General features: G+C 69.0%; 15 protein-coding genes and 1 pseudogene. 12 read left to right on the top strand and 4 right to left on the bottom strand.

Annotation, left to right across the window (positions count from 1 at the left end; genetic code table 11):
- Nucleotides 1-5 precede the first annotated feature (5 nt).
- Entirely contained in the window at nt 6-314 is a 309-nt protein-coding gene (locus HZS55_RS11880) for a hypothetical protein (RefSeq protein WP_179907877.1), read from the top strand.
- A 40-nt stretch (nt 315-354) separates the two neighbouring features.
- Here HZS55_RS11880 and HZS55_RS11875 read toward each other — a convergent pair.
- Nucleotides 355-828: pseudogene (locus HZS55_RS11875) on the bottom strand (redoxin domain-containing protein).
- A gap of 151 nt (nt 829-979) precedes the next feature.
- Here HZS55_RS11875 and HZS55_RS11870 point away from each other — a divergent pair.
- Together HZS55_RS11870 and HZS55_RS11865 are read left to right on the top strand one after the other, a co-directional pair.
- Nucleotides 980-1,930, top strand: a complete 951-nt coding sequence (locus HZS55_RS11870) for a mechanosensitive ion channel family protein (RefSeq protein WP_179907876.1) — start codon at nt 980-982, stop codon at nt 1,928-1,930.
- 68 nt (nt 1,931-1,998) lie between these two features.
- Nucleotides 1,999-2,562 (top strand): NUDIX hydrolase, encoded by a 564-nt coding sequence (locus HZS55_RS11865; RefSeq protein ID WP_179907875.1) that lies wholly within the window; start codon nt 1,999-2,001, stop codon nt 2,560-2,562.
- Nucleotides 2,563-2,617: 55 nt separating this feature from the next.
- Here the strand turns inward: HZS55_RS11865 and HZS55_RS11860 are convergent, their stop codons facing one another.
- Nucleotides 2,618-3,991 (bottom strand): cytochrome P450, encoded by a 1,374-nt coding sequence (locus HZS55_RS11860; RefSeq protein ID WP_179907874.1) that lies wholly within the window; start codon nt 3,989-3,991, stop codon nt 2,618-2,620.
- Nucleotides 3,992-4,140: 149 nt separating this feature from the next.
- Here HZS55_RS11860 and HZS55_RS11855 point away from each other — a divergent pair, with 149 nt between their 5' ends.
- Together HZS55_RS11855 and HZS55_RS11850 are read left to right on the top strand one after the other, a co-directional pair.
- A complete protein-coding gene (locus HZS55_RS11855) occupies nt 4,141-4,830 on the top strand; it encodes an O-methyltransferase (protein WP_179907873.1) in 690 nt (229 codons plus the stop codon).
- A gap of 131 nt (nt 4,831-4,961) precedes the next feature.
- Entirely contained in the window at nt 4,962-5,564 is a 603-nt protein-coding gene (locus tag HZS55_RS11850; protein ID WP_179907872.1) for a chemotaxis protein CheC, read from the top strand.
- A gap of 67 nt (nt 5,565-5,631) precedes the next feature.
- Here the strand turns inward: HZS55_RS11850 and HZS55_RS11845 are convergent, their stop codons facing one another.
- Nucleotides 5,632-6,519 (bottom strand): hypothetical protein, encoded by an 888-nt coding sequence (locus tag HZS55_RS11845; protein WP_179907871.1) that lies wholly within the window; start codon nt 6,517-6,519, stop codon nt 5,632-5,634.
- Between the two features lie 195 nt (nt 6,520-6,714).
- Here HZS55_RS11845 and HZS55_RS11840 point away from each other — a divergent pair, with 195 nt between their 5' ends.
- Entirely contained in the window at nt 6,715-7,869 is a 1,155-nt protein-coding gene (locus HZS55_RS11840) for an acyl-CoA dehydrogenase family protein (RefSeq protein ID WP_179907870.1), read from the top strand.
- 68 nt (nt 7,870-7,937) lie between these two features.
- Here the strand turns inward: HZS55_RS11840 and HZS55_RS11835 are convergent, their stop codons facing one another.
- Nucleotides 7,938-8,972, bottom strand: a complete 1,035-nt coding sequence (locus tag HZS55_RS11835) for a sensor histidine kinase (RefSeq protein ID WP_179907869.1) — start codon at nt 8,970-8,972, stop codon at nt 7,938-7,940.
- Between the two features lie 315 nt (nt 8,973-9,287).
- On the opposite strand from HZS55_RS11835, the gene HZS55_RS11830 reads away from it, so the two are divergent.
- From HZS55_RS11830 to HZS55_RS11805, 6 genes are all read left to right on the top strand, one after another.
- A complete protein-coding gene (locus HZS55_RS11830; protein ID WP_179907868.1) occupies nt 9,288-11,189 on the top strand; it encodes a 2-oxoacid:acceptor oxidoreductase subunit alpha in 1,902 nt (633 codons plus the stop codon).
- Between the two features lie 3 nt (nt 11,190-11,192).
- Entirely contained in the window at nt 11,193-12,128 is a 936-nt protein-coding gene (locus tag HZS55_RS11825; RefSeq protein WP_179907867.1) for a thiamine pyrophosphate-dependent enzyme, read from the top strand.
- Between the two features lie 118 nt (nt 12,129-12,246).
- Nucleotides 12,247-12,675, top strand: coding sequence for an HTH-type transcriptional regulator LrpA1 (gene lrpA1, locus HZS55_RS11820; protein ID WP_179907866.1), 429 nt, complete (start codon nt 12,247-12,249; stop codon nt 12,673-12,675).
- A 79-nt stretch (nt 12,676-12,754) separates the two neighbouring features.
- A complete protein-coding gene (locus HZS55_RS11815; protein ID WP_179907865.1) occupies nt 12,755-13,150 on the top strand; it encodes a hypothetical protein in 396 nt (131 codons plus the stop codon).
- Nucleotides 13,151-13,273: 123 nt separating this feature from the next.
- Nucleotides 13,274-14,863, top strand: coding sequence for a DHH family phosphoesterase (locus HZS55_RS11810; RefSeq protein WP_179907864.1), 1,590 nt, complete (start codon nt 13,274-13,276; stop codon nt 14,861-14,863).
- An 86-nt stretch (nt 14,864-14,949) separates the two neighbouring features.
- Nucleotides 14,950-15,741, top strand: a complete 792-nt coding sequence (locus HZS55_RS11805) for a CBS pair associated ParBc domain-containing protein (protein ID WP_179907863.1) — start codon at nt 14,950-14,952, stop codon at nt 15,739-15,741.
- Nucleotides 15,742-15,871: the final 130 nt, after the last annotated feature.

Genomic DNA, 15,871 nt, shown 5'->3' with positions numbered 1-15,871 from the left:
GACCGATGAGTGAGGCGGCCGACCAGCGGGCGCGGAGCAGGCGCACGCTGGCGGCGCTGTCGTATCTCGCGATGCCGGTGAGCGGGCTCGTGATCCGATACGTCACCGACCCGGCCGAGCGCGATCCGTTCCACACGCTCCAGAGCATCTATCTGGGAATCGCGCTTGTCGCGCTGTTCCCGACAGCGCTGTTCGTCCCGTTCCTGTACTTCGACGTGGTGCCGGTCGTCTGGGTGGTGGCGATGCTGACGGCGTACAACGGGACGGCGTTCGAGTTCCCGGTGGTCGGGCCGGCGGCGCGCGAGCGGGTGTGACCGGCGATCGGGGCGGCGACGAGAAAGGGTTTGGCGGTTCTCAGGCCGATTCGACGGCGTCGAGGACGGCGTCGTAGTCGGGCTCGTCGGTCGGGTCGTCGGCGACCCAGTCGTAGACGACGGTCCCCCCGTCGTCGATCACGAAGACGGCGCGGTTGGCGTTGCCGTACAGGCCCAGGTCGGGGATGTCCATCGTCAGGCCGTAGGCCTCGATGGTGTCGCCGTCCATGTCGCTGACGAGGTCGAACTCGATGCCGTGCTCCTCGCGGAACGCGCCCTAGGAGAACGGCGAGTCGGCGCTGACGCCGAAGAGCTTCGCGCCGGCGCCCCGGAAGTCGTCGAGTCGCTCCTGGAAGGCGACCATCTCGTTGGTACACGGCGGCGTGAACGCGCCGGGGAAGAAGGCGAGGACGACCGGGCCGTCGCCGAGGTGGTCGGCGAGATCGAAGTCCTCGTGGTCGCTCGTGCCGAGCGTCGCGGTGAACGTGGGTGCGGATTCGCCAGTGGAAACCATCGCTCGACGGTTGGAACGCCGGCGGAATAAAAGGCGTACCGAACGGGTTACCGACGACGGCGCGACGGAGCGAGCCGGGCACTGCCGCGAGCGCGCGGCGACGCGGCCGACCCCTGGGAACTTAGTGACGGGGCCGCGAGCGGACTGGCAGATGCGACGGGTCGGGCAGGCCTCGCTGGCCGCTGCGGCGGTCGCAGGGGTGGCGAGTCGGTTCGTGGCGGCCGCGACGGTCGAGTTCGGCAGCGTCTGGGGCGTCTCGGTCGAGCGGGCGGCGGTCACCGGGTTGCTGGCGGCCGCGGTCGTCCTCGCGACCTACGGCGCCTACCGCGTGGTCGGCGGCTGGCTCACCGATCGGGCGGAGAGCAAACGCCGCCGCCACGACCTGCGCAACGTCCTCCGGTTGGCCTTCGGGCTGATCGGGACCGTCGGACTGGCCGGCGTCGTCACCGAACAGTGGGTCGGCGTCCTCTTCTCGCTGGGCGTCGTCGGGTTCGCGGTCACCTTCGCGCTCCAGCAGCCGCTCTTCTCGCTGATCGGCTGGGTGTACATCATGGTCAACCGCCCCTACCAGGTCGGCGACCGGGTCGCCATCGAGGACTCGAAGGGCGACGTGGTCGAGGTGAACTTCCTCGTGACGACGCTGTGGGAGATAAACGGCGATCTGGTCTCCTCGAACCAGCCGTCGGGCCGGACGATCACCGTCCCGAACTCCGTCGTCCTCTCGGCGCACGTGACGAACTTCACCCGCGAGGAGTTCCCGTTCGTCTGGAACGAGGTGGCCGTCGAGGTGGCCTACGAGACCGACCTCGCCTTTGCCCGCGAGCGGATGGTCGCGGTCGCCGAGGACGTGGTCGGCGAGGGGATGGCCCGCAGCGTCGAACGCTACCGCGAGCGACTGGCCGAGACGCCCGTGGAACTCGAAGTCCAGTCCCAGCCGACGGTCAACGTCTCCCAGGAGGGGTCGTGGGTGAAACTCCGCCTGCGGTACATCGTCCACCCGCGGCGGGGCCAGCGGACGAAAAACGAGCTCTACGAGCGGATCCTCGCCGAGTTCAACGAGCATCCCGACCGCGTGAAGTTCCCGGTGAGCCGCAACCGGTGAACCGGGGCGGTCGCCGCCCGCGCGCCCGACCCCGTAGCGTTAGGTGGACGGCCGCCGGAGATCCCCCTGTGCCGAACACGCCGCCCGACTACTGCCCGAACTGCGGCGGGCGACTGGAGCCGGTCGACCCGCCGGCGGTCCAGCACTGCGGCGACTGCGGCGAGTACGAGTTCTACAACCCGATCCCGACCGCGCGGGTCGCGGTCCTCGACGGCGCGAGCGAGGGGGAACGCGCGAGCCTCCTCCTCGTGAAGGTCGACGCGGCCGACCGGGACCTGTGGGGAACGCCCGGCGGGATGGTCGAAGCGGGCGAAGACCCCGACGTGGCTGGGGCTCGCGAACTGGCGGAGGAGACGACGCTGACTGTCGACCCCGGGGACCTCGTGCTGTTCGACGCGCGGACGTTCGCGAAGTTCGGCGACGTGCAGAAGACGTATCTCTGCTACGCCGTCGACGACGGAGACGTGTCCGGGACCCCCGAGGCGGACGACGAGGTGGCCGAAGCCCGCTTCTGGACGCCCGCCGAACTCGCGGCGGCCGACGACCGGTTGCTGACCAGTTGGCCGGAGTCGTACAAGCGTCCGGAGTGGTGGGTCGAGGAGGGGCGGGCGGCGCTCGACCGCACGGAGTAGGCGACCTGCGCTCGACCGCACGGAGTAGGCGCCCGGTGCGGCTCGGCGGACCGCGTCAGCGCTCGACGAGTTCCATCTCCATCGTCTGCCGGGGATGCATCGTCAGCGACGGCATCAGTTCCAGCGGCGTCTCCCCCTGAAAGTCGAGTTCGTACTCGGAGACGACGGTGGCGACGATGAGTTTGGCCTCCAGCAGCGAGAGGTGCTTGCCGATGCAGTGGCGCGGGCCGCCGCCGAACGGGAAGAAGGCGAACCGCGGCCGATCGTCGCGGCGCTCGGGACTGAACCGCCCGGGGTCGAACGCCTCCGGGTCGTCCCAGTACCGGCCCGAACGGTGGACGCCCCACTGGGGGAGCATGAGCGTCGACCCCGCGTCGACGCGGTAGCCGCCGAGTTCCACGGGCTCGGTGGGCTCACGGAAGATCGTAAACACGGGCGGGTACAGCCGCATCGCCTCGTTGATCACCCAGTCAAGGTACTCGAACTCCCGGACGTGGTCCATGCTCGGACGGTCCCCGTCGAGGACCTCGTCGACTTCCGCCTGGACGCGGCGTTCGGCCTCGGGGTGTTCCGAGAGCAGGAACCACGTGTAGGTGAGCGTCAGCGCGGTGGTGTCGTGGCCCGCGAGCAGCATCGTCATCATCTCGTCGCGGAGCAGCTCGGCGGACTGCTCGCCGCGGTCCTGCGCGCGCAGGAGGACCGACAGGAAGTCCATCGGCGGGCCGTCGTCCGCCGCTGGCGAGTCGACCACCGTCGAGACGCCGCGGACCCCGCCGTCGCCCCGCCGCGCCGCGACGATGTCGTCGAGCACCGAATCGAGTTCGGCGACCGCCGTCTCGAACTCCTCGTCGCCGGGCATCGGCACCCAGTCGGGCATCGCGAATCTGAGCGGGTCGGGCTCGAAGCGCCGCCCGAGCGGGTCGAGCTGGTTCTGGACGGTGTCGACCCGCGACGCGGAGAGCTCGACGCCCATCATCAGATCGAGGATGACGTTCAGGGTCACGCGGGCCATCTCCGTCTCGGCGTCGACGGTGTCGCCCGGCTCCCACGCGTCGACCATCGACTCGGCGTGGTTCGTGACGCGGTCGGCCATCCCCATCAGTCGTGACATCCGGAACGCCGGATTCGCGAGTTCGCGCTGGCGTTCCCAGGTCTCGCCCTCGCTCAGGAGGAGTCCGTCGCCGAGCAGGTCGCCCAGCGCGTCGTTCTGGAAGTCCGGCTTGCGGTAGGAATCGGCCTCGGAGACGAGGATCCGCTCGACGTCTGTGGGGTCGGTGACCATGTACGTCTCCATCGGCCCCATATCGAAGTTGACCACGTCGTCGTAGGTCTCCTCGAGCGCGGAGATGAACGAGAACGGGTCCCGGGCGTAGCGCCGACTGCTCCCGAACAGCGGCTCGCCCTTGGGTCCCGGCGGAGTGTCTGACATGTCCGAGGTTACGGTCGGATCGGTATGAATCTCTCGACGACCGAGGGACCGTGCCGGTCCCGCGGCGGAGGCGAGGCGCCCGACGGGCGATCCCGGAACGTCTGGCCGCGGCGGCGGCGCTTTATCCGAGCGGCGGTCGAAGCCGAACTATGGCCGATTACGTGATATCGGAGTTCCTCGAATCGTACGCGACCGCGCTGGGTCCGGAGTCCGACGAGACACTCGACGAGATGGGCGCGCAGGCCCGCGACGAGGGGTTCCCCTACGTCGGGCCGGCCGTCGGCGGCTGGCTGGCGATGCTGGCCCGCTTCGCCGACGCCGAGCGGGTCTTCGAGTTCGGCTCGGGCTTCGGCTACTCGGCGTACTGGTTCGCGCGCGAACTGCCCGCCGACGGCGAGGTCGTCCTCACCGAGATCGACGAAGACGAGCTCGACCAAGCCCGGGAGTACCTCGACCGCGGTGGCCTCGCCGACCGCGCGGCCTTCGAACACGGCGACGCCATCGAGACGGTCGATGCGTACGACGGCCCGTTCGACGTGGTGCTGATCGACTGCCAGAAGGAGCGCTACGCCGAGGCGTTCGAGGCCGTCCGCGAGAAGGTGGCGCCGGGCGGGATCGTCGCCGCCGACAACGCCGTCGCCGGCGGCTCGATCGACGCCGGCGACCTGCGAGCGTACTTCGAGGACGGCGGGGCCGCGGATGGGGCGGACCGGTCGGCGATGGACGGCATGACGGAGGGGATCGCGGACTACCTCGATACGGTCGCCGACGACGACGCCTTCGAGACGACGCTGTTGCCGCTCGGCGAGGGCGTCGCGGTCAGCCAGCGCGAGCACTGAACCGACGCGGCCGGGACGCCGTATCGGCCGTTCGTCCATCGGCGACGGCCGCCGAGTCTCGCTCGCGAAAATCGGGGGGGACCGCTTATGTGGGTCGGGTCGAAACGCCTGCCCACCTCGCAGGGTCGCCAATGAGTCTGAAGATAGATATCCGGAAACTCGGGTTGTTCAACAAGATGGCCAAGGAGGGCGGGAACACGGTCGCGGACCACCTCAGCCAGATGACGGGGATGGAGACGGAGATGGAGATCACCAAGATCAACTTCATCGACATCCCGGACATCAAGACCCACGTGGGCCACGCCGAGCAGATCGGCATCAGCATCGAGATGGTCGAACCGCCCCACGGCCACATCCTCTTTCTGCTCGAAGCCGGGAGCGCGAAGGAACTCTCCCACGGGATGATCGGCGACATGGGCGAGACGGACCCGAACGCGAGCGGGTTCACCGACATGGAGCGGTCGGCGATCCAGGAGATCGGCAACATCATGACCAGCGGCTTCATCGACGGCTGGGCGAACGTCCTCGACACCACTATCGACATCGGTCCGCCCTCGTTCATCTTCGGTCCCGGGTCCGGGATGGTCGACGACCTCGTCGGCGACCGCGAGAGCGACATGGCCCTGATGTTCGACTCGCACGTCCAGGCGCCCGACTCCAACGTCGACGTGAAGGTGTACACCTTCCCCGAACTCGACGAACTCGTCGAGTTGATGCAGCAGATCGAGGTCTGACCCGCCCGGTCGTCCGACCGGTTCGGCCGGTCGAGCGGCTGCCCTCCCTCGCGGCGCTCGCGGGCGCTTACCAGACCGGGACGACCCGGAACCAGACGGTCGCCGCCAGCCCGGTCGCGAGGGCGAGACACGCCGCGTAGGTCGCGTAGCCGAAGACGACGGCCGCGACCAGCCCGCCGTCGAGCCGCTCGTCGCGGCGGTCGCGGAGCCAGGCGGCGGCGACCGTCGCCGCGAGCGCGGGGAGGACGTACAGCGCGACCGAGGCCACGCCGGACCGGACCCAGGTGACCGGGCCGAGCGGGAAGCCGCCGGGGCCGAACGCCCGGCCGACCTCCCAGAACAGCCGAGGGTAGCCGAACCCGAAGACGGTCCCCGCGGCGACGAACAGTGCCGACGCCTCGACGTCGCGACCGACCACTCGCCGGACCGCCGCGACGTAGCCGCCCGTCCCGCCCCCCGGGCGGCTCCACTGGTAGGCGCTGAACCCGAGGACCGACCCCGCGAACCCGCCGACCGTCGCGAGCCCGGTGACCGGGTGGGCGGGTCGGCCGGCCGCGAGCGAGGTGGTCGCGAGCACGAGCAAGACGGCGACGATCGCGCCCGCGAGCGTCGTCGCGCCCCGCTCGGTCCGCAGGTCGGGTCGCTCCGCGACCGCTCGTCGCAGGACGCCGAGCCCCACGGACTGCGCGAGGAAGACGCCGGCCAGGAAGTACCACGGCTTGAACCGGACGTGGCGACAGGCGGCGAACGTCCCCCGGCACAACACCGTCTCGAAGGCGCCGAAGGTGAACAGCAACACCCCCAGCGTCGCCACCAGCGCCGTCCGCGGGCGCCCGCTGGTCGACACCGTCGCGAGGATGCCGCCGACGAACGCCCCGAGCACGAATGCGTGGACCTCCAGGGGCTGGCTGAACATCGTCGCGAACCAGTCGCCGACGCCTCGCGACTGCCCCACCACCACGACTTCGACCGGCCGTATCGCCCGACGACTACCGACGACGGGACCGAGCGACGGAGTCACGCCCGCCCGTTGTGGTCCCTCGGCAAAAGTCCCCGTGGACGCGGGTCCGCGGTCCGACCGGGGGAGAAACTCTCAACTCGTTTATCGTCGTGCCACTGGGTATATGCGTTCGCGGTCCGTGACGCGGGTATGGAACTGCTTGACGAACGGCCGGTCCCCGAGGAAGCGCACGACGTGAAACGGCAGGCCCGGGAGTTCGCGGCCGAGCACATCGCACCGAACGCCCAGGCGTACTTCGAGTCCGGCGAGTACCCGACGGAGGTACTGGAGGCGGGGATGGACGCCGGGCTGGTCGCCCAGGACATCGGCGAGGAGTACGGCGGGAAGGGCTTCTCGCTGGAGCAGGTGCTGGCCATCGCCGAAGAGTTCTACCGCGCCGACGCCGGCATCGCGCTGACGCTCCAGCTGGCGAGTTTCGGCGCCGAGATCCTCGAGGAGCACGGCGACGACGACCTCAAGGAGGAGTTCCTCCGGCCCGTCGCCGAGAACGAGGAGATCACCGGTCTCGCCGTCTCCGAGCCCGAGACGGGCAGCGACCTCGCCGGGATGGCGACGACCGCCGAGAGAGACGGCGACGAGTACGTCTTGAACGGCGAGAAGTACTGGATCGGCAACGGCGTCGAGGCCGACTGGGTGACCGTCTACGCGAAGACCGGTGACGACGAGGACAACCGGTACGGCAACTACTCGCTGTTCGTCGTCCCGACCGACACCGACGGATACAACGCCGAGCACATCCCCGAGAAGATGGCCTTCCGGGCGTCGAAGCAGGCCCATCTCACGCTGGAGGACTGTCGGGTCCCCGAGGAGTACCTGATCGGCGTCGAGGGCGCGGGCTTCTACATGCTCGCGGAGTTCTTCAACCACGGTCGCGTGATCGTCGGCGGCCACGGTATCGGCATGGCGGCGGCGGCCATCGAGGAGGCGTGGGAGTTCGTCCACGACCGCGAGGCGTTCGGCCGCTCGGTCGACGAGTTCCAGGCCGTCCAGCACAAGCTCGCGGACATGCGGACGGAGTTCGAGGCCGCTCGGGCGCTGACCTGGCGGGCCGCCGACCAGGTGGCCGGGAGCGACGACGCCGGCTTCTGGGCGGCGATGGCGAAGCTCAAGGCGACGGAGACGGCCAACGACTGCGCCCAGAAGGCGATGCAGCTCCACGGCGGTCGGTCCGTGCTCACCGAACGCCGGGTGGCGCGAGTCTACCGCGACGTGCGCGTGCCGGTCATCTACGAGGGAGCCAACGACATCCAGCGCAACCTCGTGTACAACCAGGCGCCGAAGTAGCGCCTTTCCCGATACCGAACGTTTCTGCCGCCCGCACGAACGGTGGGGCGCGACACCCGGACGCCCAGTCACGCGGCCCGGACGCTGAGCGAGACGGTCGCGCCGCGGTCGCCGTTCTCGATGGTGAGGTCGCCACCGTGGCGTTCGGCGACCGTTTTCGCGACCCACAGGCCCAGCCCGGACCCGTGTTCGAGCTGGGAGATCTCGCGGTCGCCGTCGAGGACGGCGACCTCGTCGTCGGGGACCCCGGGACCGCGGTCCGAGACGCGGATCTCGGCGCTGTCGCCGTCGGTCTCGGCGGCGACGCGGACGTACGGCCGGTCCGACCCGCCGTGTTCGACCGCGTTCTCGACGAGGTGTTCGACCGCGGTCCGCAGCTGCTCGTCGCCGTAGACGGTAAACCCGTCGGGCACGTCGGCCTGGAAAGTGCCGTCGGGGTGGGACTCGCGGTAGGGGCCGAGCACGTCCTCGACGATGGCGGAGAGGCCGACCGATCGGTCCGGCGAGTCGCCGTTGAGCGCGGTCTGGATGGTCTCCAGTTCCCCGTCCATCTCCGCGAGGTCGCGGGCGGTGTCGCGGATGGTCTCGGCGGCTCGCCGGTGGGCGGGGTCGTCCAGTTCCTCGGCGAGCGCCACGGCGTGGCCGGTGAGGATCTGGGTCCGGTTGCGGAGGTTGTGGCGCGTGAGCCGGTTGACGACCGCGAGCGTACGGCGCTGGCGGGCGAGTTCCTCCGCCCGGATGCGGCGCACGTCGTTGTACCCGATGAGCAGGTGCGCGACAGAACTCACGCCGAGCACGTCGACGACGACGTAGGCCGGGATCGAGACCCCGGGCGCCGCGCGGGCGAGCGCGAGGATCACGCCCAGCAGCGCGACTCCGAGGAGGTTCCACCCGGCGATCCGCGCCGTGTGCGCGGTGGCCACGTCGCTGCGGTAGAGGTACGCCGCGCCGGCGAGGATGGCGACGCCCAGCACCGCCCCGAGCGCCACCAGCGCGAGCGCGACGCCGTTTCCCTCCGCCCCGGCGGCGTTCGACACCGCCCCGACGACCAGCGCCACACCGGTCAGCGCGACGCTTCCGACCGCGAGCGTTCGTCGAATCATACACGTCGGTTGGTCGACCGTTACAAAAGTCTGGTCGCCCGAGAATCGACGCTGAAAGCGCCACCGAATGACGAGGTGTCGACATATGCCGCCGGTTCGGATATAGAGAACGGAGTTCTCCTCAAATCGGTTCGGAGGCAGACATACGAGGGAGACGCGCTATGCATGCCGTTGTCACCCCCGGCCGAGTTCAGGCGCGAGACGGCCCGTATCCAACCTTCACGATTATTAAGCGGTGACGGAGTGAAAACGCTTTAGTCGGGTCCAGTCCTCGTTTCGTTCACGGCACCCGAATCGGGGCCGATCGATGTATCCATGACAGATCAGGAACTAATATGGCGGATCGCGGGTGGTTCCGGCGACGGTATCGACAGCAACAGTCGGTACTTCGCCAAGGCCCTCATGCGATCGGGGCTCGACGTATTCACACACCGACACTACCCGTCCCGGATTCGGGGCGGCCACACGTACGTGGAGGTACGAGCGGCGCCCGACGGGGCGGCCTCGCGCGGGGACGGGTACAACTTCCTCCTCGCGCTCGGCGACAGTTTCGCGCGGAACCCCTCGGAAGAGGCCTACTACGGCAACGAGGAACTGAAACCGCTCTCGGAGAACCTGGACGACCTCCGCGAGGGCGGCATCATCGTCTACGACTCGGGGCTCATCGACGACGAGCAGGTCGCGGAGATCAATCTGGAGGAGCGCGCCGAGGAGAACGGCTGGCACGTCTACCCGGTCGATCTGCGCGGCATCGCGAAGGAACACGGCCGCGAGATCATGCGCAACAACGCCGGGATCGGCGTCACCGCCGCGCTGCTCGACATGGACACCTCCGAGTACGAGGGGATCATGGACGAGATGTGGAACGACGACATCCTCGAAGCCAACCTCGCGGTCATCCAGGACGGCTTCGAGCGGGCCCAGGAGTTCGACCAGACCCACGACCTGGAGATGCCCGACCACGGCGAGCCCGAGGAGGCCCAGGCGCTGGTCTCGGGTAGCGACGCCATCGCCTACGGGGCGCTCGACGCCGGCTGTCGGTTCATCGCCGGCTACCCGATGACCCCGTGGACGGACGTGTTCACGATCATGTCCCAGAACCTGCCGAAGTTCGGCGGGATCTCCGAGCAGGTCGAGGACGAGATCGCAGCCGCGTCGCTGGCGCTCGGCGCCAGTCACGCTGGCGTCAAGTCGATGTCCGGGTCGTCGGGCGGCGGCTTCGCCCTGATGAGCGAACCGCTCGGGCTCGCGGAGATGTCCGAGACGCCGGTCGTGCTCGTCGAGGCGATGCGCGCCGGCCCCTCGACCGGGATGCCGACCAAGCCCGAGCAGGCCGACCTCGAACACGTCCTCTACACGAGCCAGGGCGACTCCAGTCGCGTCGTCTTCGCGCCGGGCGACCAGCAGGAGTGTTACGAGCAGATCCGGACCGCCTTCGAGCTGGCCTACGACTACCAGATCCCGGCGATCCTCGTCTACGACCAGAAGCTCCAGGGCGAGCTCCGGAACGTCGACGCGAGCTTCTTCGACCGCGAGGCCGACGGCGACCCCGGCTCGGTCGTCTCCGAGGAGGAGATCGCCGAGGCCGCCGAACACCACGCGGGCAAGTTCAAGCGCTTCCAGTACGACGCCGACGACGGCAAGGAGGGCGTCAGCCCCCGCTCGGTGCCCGGCCAGAAGGGCGGCCGTTTCCTCGCGACCGGCAACGAGCACAACGAGGCCGGCCACATCAGCGAGGACCCCACGAATCGCGTCCTGCAGATGGACCGGCGGCTCGGCAAGCTCGAGAGCATCCGCGAGGAACTGGACGCGAAGGGCAACCAGACCCACCACGGTCCCGACGAGGCCGAGTACGGGATCATGTGCTGGGGGAGCCACCAGGGGACGGTCTTCGAGGCCGTCGACCGGCTCAACGACGCGGGCCGCTCGGTCAAGGCCATCGGCGTCAGCGACCTGATGCCCTACCCCGAGGCCGAGGTCAGCGAGTTCCTCGAATCCGTCGAGGAGTGTCTCGTCGTCGAGATGAACGCGACCGCGCAGTTCCGCGGGCTCACCCAGAAGGAACTCGGTCGCTTCGGGCCGAAGCTCTCCAGCCTGCTGAAGTACAACGGGAACCCGTTCGAACCGGCCGAGATCGTCGAGGGCTTCGAGTCCAGCATCGACGGCGAGGAGCTGGCCGTGAACAACATGAAGTACGTCCCAGCGGCAGGTGACTAACCAATGAGTGCATTCAGCGCGATCGGCGATCCGGAAGAAGCGGAGGAAGACGAGTTCACACCCGGGATCGAGCCCCAGCCGACGTGGTGTCCGGGCTGTGGCGACTTCGCGGTGAACAACGCCCTCAAGAAGGCGATGGCCAACCTCGGGAAGAACCCCGACGAGGTCCTGCTGTGTACCGGCATCGGCTGTTCGGGCAAGCTGAACAGCTACTTCGAGAGCTACGGCTTCCACACCATCCACGGGCGCTCGCTGCCCGTGGCGCGGGCGGCCAAGCTCGCCAACCCGGGCGTCGAGGTCGTCGCGGCGGGCGGCGACGGCGACGGCTACGGGATCGGCGGGAACCACTTCATGCACACCGCCCGCGAGAACCACGACATGACCTACATCGTGTTCAACAACGAGATCTTCGGCCTCACGAAGGGCCAGACCTCGCCGACGAGCCCGAAAGGTCACAAGTCCAAGACCCAGCCCAGCGGGTCGGCCAAGGACCCCGTCCGGCCGCTCTCGCTGTCGCTGGCGTCGGGCGCGTCCTACGTCGCCCGCACGGCGGCGGTCAACCCCAATCAGGCCGCCGAAATTATCGCCGAGGCGGTCGAACACGACGGGTTCGCCCACATCGACTTCCTCACGCAGTGTCCGACCTGGAACAAGGACGCGCGCCAGTACGTCCCCTACACGGACGTGCAGGACTCCGACGACTACGACTTCGACGTGACGAACCGCCAGGAGGCCGGGGAGATGATGTACGAGGTCGAGTCGAAGCTCTACGAGGGCGAGGTGCTGACCGGTCGCTTCTACAAGGACGACCGTCCCTCCTACGGCCAGGAGAAGCGCTCGACCGGCGAGATGCCCGAGGAACCGCTCGCCGAGCGCTACTACGACGAGGACGCCGAGTGGGAGCGCTGCGCCGAGCAGCTCATCGACAAACACACGTAAGTACCGGCTCACCGCGCCGGTAGCCGGTCTCTAGGGGCGCGCGGCGGCCGTTCCGACCCGTTCGCGACGCGTTTGTGGTTTCGGAAGATATTTTTCGCGCGGTAGCAAATTACGGAGTATGAGCGCCGAATCGACGGAGGAACGCATCCTCTCCGTGCTGGAGGAGGACGCCCAGGCCTCCTACGCCGAGATCGCGGACCGGGTCGAGGTGTCCAAGCCGACCGTCCGCAAGTACATCCAGCGCCTCGAGGACGAGGAGGTCATCGTCGGTTACTCCGCCGACGTGGACCCGAAGAAGCTGCCCGGCCAGTCGATCGCTCTCGTCGGCATGGACGTCGACAGCGGTCGCTACGTCGAGGCCGTCCGCGAGTTGAAGGGGATCCCGGAGATCGAGAAGCTGTACACCTCCAGCGGCGACCACATGCTGATGGCCGAGGTGCGCGCCCCGGACGGCGACGCCGTCGGCGACGTGATCGAGTCGACGATCAAGGACATCGAGGGCGTCACCGCCGCCCATCCCTCCTTTCTCCAGGAACGTCTGAAGTAAGTCGGTGGCTGGCCAGTCGCGACCGACACCTACGCAGTTAGGGACACCTGCTATTTTTACACCGTCCGTCGGGTGAGATATGTCGAACACAACTGATTCGGTTCCGGACCCGACCGACTACGAGTGGGAGTTCGAACAGGTCGACAGCGTCGGAATCTGGTTCATGGACGGCTGGCGCGGATTCGCGGACGAGGACCTCGAAGCCGCAAGCACACACTACCGCGAACGCGGCGCGCGCGCGGACATCGACGCGACGATCGCGGTCTTCGGCGACGAGACGAACCTCGCAGGAGATACACAGGAGTACATGGGTCGGGAGTGGTCGACCAACGGCGAGTACACCGGCGTCGACCGGATCGGGTTCGTCTCCGGGGGCACCACGGCCATGGCGGTGACGGCGAACGTGGACGTGCCCGGTGCGGAAGTCGACGCATTCAGCGACCTCGAGACGGCGATCGAGTGGGCACAGGACTGATCGCGACCGTTCCGATCGGTTCGGCCGTCCGGTAGTGCCCGCGCGTCGCGGGGCCACGAGGTGACCGGCGAACGAACGGACAGTAGGGGTGGATTTTTACGCGCCGTTCCCCGAGGAGACGGTATGACCGCCCGCCTGGTGCTGGGGACCGGATCGCTGGCGGGGTCGCTCGTCACGGAGCTGCGCGAGCGGTGCGGCCGGCTGGCGGTGCTGGCCGACGACGAGAACGCGGTCCGGACGCTGCGCGAGGAGGGCGTCGTCGCCGAGGTGGGCGACCCGACCGACGAGGCCACGCTTCGAGAACGCGAGAGGCCGGACACGGTCGCCGTGGCGACGGCCGACGCCGCGACGAACCTGGCGGCCGCGGAGGCGGTGGCGTCGGTCTACCCCGGGGCGTTCGTGCTGGCGTACGCGCCCGCCGAGTCGACCGACGACCAGCGGGCGGCGCTGGCGGCGGCCGCCGACGAACTGGTCGACGCGCGGGCCGCCGCGACCGACTGGCTGGACGAACGGATCGGCGACGACGGCCTCCGGACGCGGAAGCTGACGGCGACGCTCCGTGATGTCGAGGGACGGCTCGCGATCGTCACGCACGACAACCCCGACCCGGACGCCATCGCCAGCGCGGTCGCGCTGGCGCGGGTCGCGGCGGCGACCGGCGTCGAAGCCGACGTGTGTTACTTCGGGAGTATCACCCACCAGGAGAACCGCGCGTTCGTCAACCTGCTGGAGTTCGACCTGCGGCGACTCGAACCGGGCGCGGAGCTGTCGGAGTACGGCGGCGTCGCGCTGGTCGACCACTCGCGGCCGGGCGTCAACGACGGGCTGGCCGAGGACACGCCGGTCGATGTCGTGATCGACCACCACCCGCCCCGATACCCCGTCGAGGCGCGGTTCGTCGACCTGCGCAGCGAGGTGGGTGCGACGAGCACGCTGCTGGTCGACTACCTCCGCAAACTCGACATCACGCCCAGCCGAGAGGTGGCGACGGGGCTGCTGTTCGGGATCCGGGTCGACACCGACGAGTACACGCGCGAGGTGAGCGTCGCGGACTTCGAGGCGACGGCGTATCTGGTCCCTCACGCCGACGCGGGGACGCTCGACCGCATCGAGTCGCCGAGCATGAGCGCGGACACGCTGGACACCATCGCACGGGCGATCCGCGACCGGGAACGCCACGGGCCGGCGCTGCTGTCGGGCGTCGGGGAGCTGACGGACCGCGACGCGCTCGCGCAGGCGGCCGACCGCCTGCTCGACCTCGAGGACGTGACGACGACGCTCGTCTACGGGATCATGGACGGCACCATCTACGTCTCGGCGCGGGCGCGAGGGACCGACCTCGACCTGGGCGAGACGCTCCGGGACGCCTTCGGGCAGATCGGCAGCGCCGGCGGCCACGCCGACATGGCTGGCGCGCAGATCTCGCTGGGGTTGCTGGACGCTATCGACGCCGACGACGAGTCGCTGTCGGAGATCCTCTCGGCGATCGTCACCGACCGCTTCCTCGACGCCATGGGCTCGCGGAGTCACCGGGTCCTGACGGGCGTCTACCCCGACGACTACCACGGCACCAGTCCGGACGAGCCGCTGTCGCTCGACCGCATCGCCGGCGCCGCGGCCCGGGACGACCGGGTCGGAGACCCCGAGGACGGCGGCCCGGACGACGGGGACGCGACCGACGAGGGTACGACCGGCGACGACGGCCGGCGCTGAGGGCGGGTCGAGCGCCGACGGCTGGCGGCGCCGACACCGGGCCGGAGCCGGTGTGTTTTTGAGCGACGGACGCCGATTCCCGTGCAATGGTCGAGGAGGGAGCACTGACGGTGAAAGACTACATGACTCGCGAAGTCGAAACCGTGTCGCCGGACGATACGGTCGGCGACGTGGCCGCGCGCATCGCCGGGAGCACGGAACACAGCGGGTTCCCGGTCACCGACGGTCGCCACGTCGAGGGGTTCGTCAGCGCCCGGGACCTGCTGCAACAGCCGGACCACGAGCCCATCTTCAAGGTGATGAGCGACGACCTGCTGGTGGCTCACCCCGAGATGGACATCGACGACGCCGCCCGCGTCATCCTCCGGTCGGGCATCCAGAAGCTCCCCGTCGTCGACGACGCGGGCAACCTCGTCGGCATCATCTCCAACGCCGACGTGATCCGCTCGCAGATCGAGCGGGCGACCCCGGGGAAGGTCGACAACCTGATGCAGACCCTGGAGAACATCCACGGCGTCGCCGTCTCCCAGGAACGTCGTGACGTGGCGCTCGCCGAGTTGACGCCGACCCAATCGAAGGTGTACGCCGACGAACTGGAGGGGCGGCGGTACGAACTCGACCGCGGACTGGCCGAACCGCTCGTCGTCATCGACAACGACGGCGACCTGCTGCTGGCCGACGGCCACCACCGCGTCAAGGCCGCCGCGCGCCTCGGCATCGAGGAGATGGACGCCTACGTCATCGTCCTCTCCGAACCGGTGGACCTGGGGATGGCCAAGACCGCCGAGAAAGAGGATCTGTACTCGATCGACGACATCGAGGTCGTCGACTACGCCCACCACCCGCTCGTCCAGAAGACCAAGCGACTGCAGGACTGAGCGGGTCGGCGCCGTTTTCGCGCCGTCGTCACTCCGCCGCGCGCCCGCCAGCAGGGGCTGATGGGTCACTACTGAGCGCCGCCGACGATTCGAGCGCACGACCGCGGGGTCGCCGTCGCCCGAACCCTTA

The sequence above is a fragment of the Halosimplex rubrum genome, from assembly GCF_013415885.1.
GTDB classification, from domain to species: domain Archaea; phylum Halobacteriota; class Halobacteria; order Halobacteriales; family Haloarculaceae; genus Halosimplex; species Halosimplex rubrum.
This window is presented reverse-complemented; position numbering and strand designations above follow the sequence as displayed.

Excerpts from the sequence above, each read along its gene's own strand:
- lrpA1 (WP_179907866.1), top strand. The coding sequence starts at position 12,247 with ATGAGCGCCGAATCGACGGAGGAACGCATCCTCTCCGTGCTGGAGGAG.
- HZS55_RS11855 (WP_179907873.1), top strand. The coding sequence starts at position 4,141 with ATGGCCGATTACGTGATATCGGAGTTCCTCGAATCGTACGCGACCGCG.
- HZS55_RS11835 (WP_179907869.1), bottom strand. The coding sequence starts at position 8,972 with ATGATTCGACGAACGCTCGCGGTCGGAAGCGTCGCGCTGACCGGTGTG.
- HZS55_RS11870 (WP_179907876.1), top strand. The coding sequence starts at position 980 with ATGCGACGGGTCGGGCAGGCCTCGCTGGCCGCTGCGGCGGTCGCAGGG.
- HZS55_RS11805 (WP_179907863.1), top strand. The coding sequence starts at position 14,950 with ATGGTCGAGGAGGGAGCACTGACGGTGAAAGACTACATGACTCGCGAA.
- HZS55_RS11825 (WP_179907867.1), top strand. The coding sequence starts at position 11,193 with ATGAGTGCATTCAGCGCGATCGGCGATCCGGAAGAAGCGGAGGAAGAC.
- HZS55_RS11830 (WP_179907868.1), top strand. The coding sequence starts at position 9,288 with ATGACAGATCAGGAACTAATATGGCGGATCGCGGGTGGTTCCGGCGAC.
- HZS55_RS11840 (WP_179907870.1), top strand. The coding sequence starts at position 6,715 with ATGGAACTGCTTGACGAACGGCCGGTCCCCGAGGAAGCGCACGACGTG.
- HZS55_RS11850 (WP_179907872.1), top strand. The coding sequence starts at position 4,962 with ATGAGTCTGAAGATAGATATCCGGAAACTCGGGTTGTTCAACAAGATG.
- HZS55_RS11880 (WP_179907877.1), top strand. The coding sequence starts at position 6 with ATGAGTGAGGCGGCCGACCAGCGGGCGCGGAGCAGGCGCACGCTGGCG.
- HZS55_RS11860 (WP_179907874.1), bottom strand. The coding sequence starts at position 3,991 with ATGTCAGACACTCCGCCGGGACCCAAGGGCGAGCCGCTGTTCGGGAGC.
- HZS55_RS11815 (WP_179907865.1), top strand. The coding sequence starts at position 12,755 with ATGTCGAACACAACTGATTCGGTTCCGGACCCGACCGACTACGAGTGG.
- HZS55_RS11810 (WP_179907864.1), top strand. The coding sequence starts at position 13,274 with ATGACCGCCCGCCTGGTGCTGGGGACCGGATCGCTGGCGGGGTCGCTC.